Source organism: Bartonella vinsonii subsp. berkhoffii ATCC 51672 (assembly GCF_902825225.1).
Classification (GTDB): Bacteria; Pseudomonadota; Alphaproteobacteria; order Rhizobiales; family Rhizobiaceae; genus Bartonella; species Bartonella berkhoffii.
Map to the genome: position 1 here is coordinate 1 of NZ_CADEAK010000126.1, position 486 is coordinate 486.

At 40.7% G+C, this 486-nt stretch carries 1 pseudogene; it reads right to left on the bottom strand.

Annotation, left to right across the window (positions count from 1 at the left end):
• A pseudogene (locus J7R10_RS08570) lies at positions 1–399 on the bottom strand (FAD-dependent oxidoreductase); the annotation flags it as partial.
• Positions 400–486: the final 87 nt, after the last annotated feature.

Below are 486 nucleotides of genomic sequence, written 5' to 3' on the forward strand. Positions count from 1 at the left end.
CGCGATTAAAATTTTTTCCGCTCTAACCCGCTCACCTGTCACAGAGAGATCTAATGTGTGATCATCCACAACAACAGCACGACTCTCATAAATATGAACATTGTTACTTTGTAATCCCTTGCGATAAAGCTCTTCTAATCTTGATATTTCTTTATTTTTAGCCTCAACTAATTTTTCCCAGCTAAAAATTGGATCCGCATACTGCCATCCAAAACCCACACTTTGACGAAACTCTTTTGCATATTGTGAGGCATAAACATATAATTTCTTGGGAACACAACCACAAGTAAATCAAGTTCCCCCTATTCCATACTCTTCTGCTATAGCCACATGCTTCCCCACACTTCCCGCGAGGCGTGCAGCACGCCCTCCACAAGCACCGATTCCAATCACGAACAAATCAAAGTCATAAGATCTCCCATACTATTCCTTCTCACATGTCTGCTCCACTAGCCTATGGTCATTTATAACAAAACCAAAGTATTT